Source organism: Mycetocola manganoxydans, from assembly GCF_003667545.1.
GTDB lineage: Bacteria > Actinomycetota > Actinomycetes > Actinomycetales > Microbacteriaceae > Mycetocola_A > Mycetocola_A manganoxydans.
In genome coordinates this window covers 1-5,706 of sequence record NZ_RCUV01000028.1, presented here as the reverse complement: position 1 = coordinate 5,706, position 5,706 = coordinate 1, and the positions used below count along the sequence as shown (strand labels likewise).

Sequence of the window (5,706 nt, the reverse complement as noted above, 5' to 3'; positions counted from 1 at the left end):
TTTTACTAAGTTAAGTCCGGCGGTGTCCTACTCTCCCACAGGGTCCCCCCTGCAGTACCATCGGCGCAAAGAGTCTTAGCTTCCGGGTTCGGAATGTGACCGGGCGTTTCCCTCTTGCTATGGCCGCCGAAACAATTGTTGACGTTAGTCAAAATCGAATCGAACAAACATATGTTTGTTCGGTTCTCGACCGTACATCGAGAACCACATAGTGGACGCGGAGCATCATGCAATTTTTTCGAAACATCGAATCAAATTTCATGCTCCCACCTCGAGGGTGGGTTTGATTATCAAGTTATCGGCTTATTAGTACCGGTCAGCTCCGAGAGTCGTTAGTCCTCTCTTCCACATCCGGCCTATCAACCCAGTAGTCTAGCTGGGAGCCTCTCGCCATAAAGGCGTGGAAATCTCATCTTGAGGCCGGCTTCCCGCTTAGATGCTTTCAGCGGTTATCCATCCCGAACGTAGCTAATCAGCGGTGCTCCTGGCGGAACAACTGACACACCAGAGGTTCGTCCAACCCGGTCCTCTCGTACTAGGGTCAGATCCTCTCAAATTTCCTGCGCGCGCAGCGGATAGGGACCGAACTGTCTCACGACGTTCTAAACCCAGCTCGCGTACCGCTTTAATGGGCGAACAGCCCAACCCTTGGGACCTACTCCAGCCCCAGGATGCGACGAGCCGACATCGAGGTGCCAAACCATGCCGTCGATATGGACTCTTGGGCAAGATCAGCCTGTTATCCCCGAGGTACCTTTTATCCGTTGAGCGACAGCGCTTCCACAAGCCACTGCCGGATCACTAGTCCCGACTTTCGTCCCTGCTCGACTTGTCAGTCTCACAGTCAAGCTCCCTTGTGCACTTACACTCGACATCTGATTGCCAACCAGATTGAGGGAACCTTTGGGCGCCTCCGTTACTTTTTAGGAGGCAACCGCCCCAGTTAAACTACCCACCAGGCACTGTCCCTGAACCGGATTACGGTTCGAAGTTAGATATCCAATATGACCAGAGTGGTATTTCAACAATGACTCCACCGACACTAGCGTGCCAGCTTCACAGTCTCCCACCTATCCTACACAAGCCACACCGAACACCAATACCAAGCTGTAGTAAAGGTCACGGGGTCTTTCCGTCCTGCTGCGCGTAACGAGCATCTTTACTCGTAGTGCAATTTCGCCGAGTTCGCGGTTGAGACAGCTGGGAAGTCGTTACGCCATTCGTGCAGGTCGGAACTTACCCGACAAGGAATTTCGCTACCTTAGGATGGTTATAGTTACCACCGCCGTTTACTGGGGCTTAAATTCTCAGCTTCGCCTTACGGCTAACCGTTCCTCTTAACCTTCCAGCACCGGGCAGGCGTCAGTCCGTATACATCGTCTTGCGACTTGGCACGGACCTGTGTTTTTAGTAAACAGTCGCTTCCCACTGGTCTCTGCGGCCCTACCACGCTTCCCGGAGTAAATCCGTTGACGTGTCAGGCCCCCCTTCTCCCGAAGTTACGGGGGCATTTTGCCGAGTTCCTTAACCACGATTCTCTCGATCTCCTTGGTATTCTCTACCTGACCACCTGAGTCGGTTTGGGGTACGGGTGACTGGAACCTCGCGTCGATGCTTTTCTTGGCAGCATAGGATCATCGGATCATGCCCTTGCGGGCTCCCCTTCAGCTCTCAGCCTGTGTGAGAGACGGATTTGCCTATCTCTCGGCCTACAACCTTGGCCTGGGACAACCATCGCCCAGGACCGACTACCTTCCTGCGTCACACCTGTTAATACGCTAACCGTGCCAGCATAGGGTCGTGCGCTAGGCCCAGAGTCTCACCCCGAAGGGATCAATCACTGGGATTCAGACACTTAGCATTACTGGGTTGGTTTGGGCGGTTCTTCGTCAGTACGGGAATATCAACCCGTTGTCCATCGACTACGCCTGTCGGCCTCGCCTTAGGTCCCGACTTACCCAGGGCGGATTAACCTGGCCCTGGAACCCTTGGTCATTCGGAGGACGGGTTTCTCACCCGTCTTTCGCTACTCATGCCTGCATTCTCACTCGTGTGGCCTCCACGGCTGGTTTACACCGCCGCTTCGCTGGCCACACGACGCTCTCCTACCCATCAACATGGCTGGACCAACACACTAAATGTGCGGCCTACCTAATACGTCAATGCCACAACTTCGGTGGCGTGCTTGAGCCCCGTTAAATTGTCGGCGCGGAATCACTTGACCAGTGAGCTATTACGCACTCTTTCAAGGGTGGCTGCTTCTAAGCCAACCTCCTGGTTGTCTGTGCAACTCCACATCCTTTCCCACTTAGCACGCGCTTGGGGACCTTAGTTGGTGGTCTGGGTTGTTTCCCTCTCGACGATGAAGCTTATCCCCCACCGTCTCACTGCTGCGCTCTCACTTACCGGCATTCGGAGTTTGGCTGACGTCAGTAACCTTTTAGGGCCCATTAGCCATCCAGTAGCTCTACCTCCGGCAAGAAACACGCAACGCTGCACCTAAATGCATTTCGGAGAGAACCAGCTATCACGAAGTTTGATTGGCCTTTCACCCCTATCCACAGCTCATCCCCTCAGTTTTCAACCTAAGTGGGTTCGGTCCTCCACGCGCTCTTACACGCGCTTCAACCTGGCCATGGATAGATCACTTCGCTTCGGGTCTAGGACATGCGACTGAATCGCCCTATTCAGACTCGCTTTCGCTACGGCTACCCCACACGGGTTAACCTCGCCACATATCGCTAACTCGCAGGCTCATTCTTCAAAAGGCACGCTGTCACCCCTACAAGGAGGCTCCAACGGTTTGTAAGCAAACGGTTTCAGGTACTATTTCACTCCCCTCCCGGGGTACTTTTCACCTTTCCCTCACGGTACTTGTTCGCTATCGGTCATCTGGGAGTATTTAGGCTTATCAGGTGGTCCTGACAGATTCACACGGGATTTCTCGGGCCCCGTGATACTTGGGATACTCTTCGCGCCATCACGTCATTTCGACTACGGGGTTCGCACCCTCTCTGACCAGGCTTTCAATCCTGTTCGTCTATAACGCTCTGTAACGCTGTACCAGCGGCAGCCAGTACTGAAAAGTCCCACAACCCCGAACATGCAACCCCTGCCGGGTATCACACATGCTCGGTTTAGCCTGTTCCGATTTCGCTCGCCACTACTGACGGAATCACTGTTGTTTTCTCTTCCTGTGGGTACTGAGATGTTTCACTTCCCCACGTTCCCTCTACCCGCCCTATATATTCAGGCGGGAGTCACCAGGTCGAATTGCTCCGCCTGGCGGGGTTTCCCCATTCGGAAATCCTCGGATCGAAGCTTGTTTATCAGCTCCCCGAGGCTTATCGCAGATTACTACGTCCTTCTTCGGCTCCAGATGCCAAGGCATCCACCGTTTGCTCTTAGAAACTTGCAATCACATGAGTTTGAATCGATCTTTCGTTTCGGAAAAATTGACCAATGAATCTGAATAAATCAGATCAATTGATAACCCAACGCATCAACCAGCTCAAGAGCCGGCCGAAATACGCTGAGTCAATGTGATTTGAACACGTGAAGTGTTCAAATCTAAGATGCTCGCGTCCACTGTGTAGTTCTCAAAGTACGGGCGGTACCCACCCTGCTCGCCACCATACGGTTCTGCAAACAGGAGAAGGTCCAGAGAGTTCAGCCCACACCACTTTCGTGATGCGTTCCGGTCCCTCAGGACCCAACAGCGTGCAACATACGAACCCGGCCAACCCGGTGCTTTCCTTCCGACCCCCGAAGGAGAAGGCGTACTCATACCGGATCATCCCGATCCGCATCAATGTCAATGTTCCACCCATGAGCGCCAGCCAGGAACGTTCGTCCTGATCTGACTTGGCCAGTTATTCCGCTGTAGACAGACGGACTGGCACATGCTCCTTAGAAAGGAGGTGATCCAGCCGCACCTTCCGGTACGGCTACCTTGTTACGACTTAGTCCTAATTACCAATCCCACCTTAGACGGCTCCCTCCCAATAAAGGGTTAGGCCACCGGCGTCGGGTGTTACCGACTTTCATGACTTGACGGGCGGTGTGTACAAGGCCCGGGAACGTATTCACCGCAGCGTTGCTGATCTGCGATTACTAGCGACTCCGACTTCATGAGGTCGAGTTGCAGACCTCAATCCGAACTGGGACCAGCTTTTTGGGATTCGCTCCACCTTACGGTATTGCAGCCCTTTGTACTGGCCATTGTAGCATGCGTGAAGCCCAAGACATAAGGGGCATGATGATTTGACGTCGTCCCCACCTTCCTCCGAGTTGACCCCGGCAGTATCCCATGAGTTCCCACCATTACGTGCTGGCAACATAGAACGAGGGTTGCGCTCGTTGCGGGACTTAACCCAACATCTCACGACACGAGCTGACGACAACCATGCACCACCTGTATACCGACCTTGCGGGGCGACGATCTCTCGCCGTTTCCGGTATATGTCAAGCCTTGGTAAGGTTCTTCGCGTTGCATCGAATTAATCCGCATGCTCCGCCGCTTGTGCGGGCCCCCGTCAATTCCTTTGAGTTTTAGCCTTGCGGCCGTACTCCCCAGGCGGGGAACTTAATGCGTTAGCTGCGACACGGAGACCGTGGAATGGTCCCCACATCTAGTTCCCAACGTTTACGGGGTGGACTACCAGGGTATCTAAGCCTGTTTGCTCCCCACCCTTTCGCTCCTCAGCGTCAGTAACGGCCCAGAGATCTGCCTTCGCCATCGGTGTTCCTCCTGATATCTGCGCATTCCACCGCTACACCAGGAATTCCAATCTCCCCTACCGCACTCTAGTCTGCCCGTACCCACTGCAGGCCCGAGGTTGAGCCTCGGGTTTTCACAGCAGACGCGACAAACCGCCTACGAGCTCTTTACGCCCAATAATTCCGGACAACGCTTGCACCCTACGTATTACCGCGGCTGCTGGCACGTAGTTAGCCGGTGCTTTTTCTGCAGGTACCGTCACTTTCGCTTCTTCCCTGCTAAAAGAGGTTTACAACCCGAAGGCCGTCGTCCCTCACGCGGCGTTGCTGCATCAGGCTTTCGCCCATTGTGCAATATTCCCCACTGCTGCCTCCCGTAGGAGTCTGGGCCGTGTCTCAGTCCCAGTGTGGCCGGTCACCCTCTCAGGCCGGCTACCCGTCGTAGGCTTGGTGAGCCATTACCTCACCAACTACCTGATAGGCCGCGAGTCCATCCTTGACCAAAATTCTTTCCACCAACACCCGATGCCGGGGCTGGTCGTATCCGGTATTAGACGTCGTTTCCAACGCTTATCCCAGAGTCAAGGGCAGGTTACTCACGTGTTACTCACCCGTTCGCCACTAATCCCCCCAGCAAGCTGGAGTTCATCGTTCGACTTGCATGTGTTAAGCACGCCGCCAGCGTTCGTCCTGAGCCAGGATCAAACTCTCCGTAAATGTTTAAACGCACGACACCCGAAGATGCCGGCACATTAGTTGCAGCACCCCACCGGAATAGGCGAAAGCACTGCGAGTTTGAAACTGACAGAACAAATCATTACTGACTTGCTTTGTTGTTTAAATGTTTTCCAAAGGAATCCGCGACTCGATCAAAAGATCAAGCCGACGGGTATTTGGCATTTGACATTGTGCACGCTGTTGAGTTCTCAAGGATCGGATGCTCCTGCTTTTCACCCTTCCGGGCTGCTCCGCAGGGCAACTTCTCTA

At 54.0% G+C, this 5,706-nt stretch carries 3 rRNA genes; all 3 read right to left on the bottom strand.

Annotated features, from left to right (window positions below):
- Nucleotides 1-14: 14 nt before the first annotated feature.
- The 3 genes from rrf to D9V29_RS14720 all read right to left on the bottom strand — a co-directional run bounded on the left by rrf (nt 15) and on the right by D9V29_RS14720 (nt 5,436).
- Nucleotides 15-131: ribosomal RNA gene (rrf, locus tag D9V29_RS14730) — 5S ribosomal RNA — on the bottom strand.
- A gap of 155 nt (nt 132-286) precedes the next feature.
- Nucleotides 287-3,418: ribosomal RNA gene (locus D9V29_RS14725) — 23S ribosomal RNA — on the bottom strand.
- Nucleotides 3,419-3,913: 495 nt separating this feature from the next.
- A 16S ribosomal RNA gene (locus D9V29_RS14720) occupies nt 3,914-5,436 on the bottom strand.
- Together the 16S, 23S and 5S rRNA genes form the textbook arrangement of a ribosomal RNA operon.
- Between the last annotated feature and the right edge of the window lie 270 nt (nt 5,437-5,706).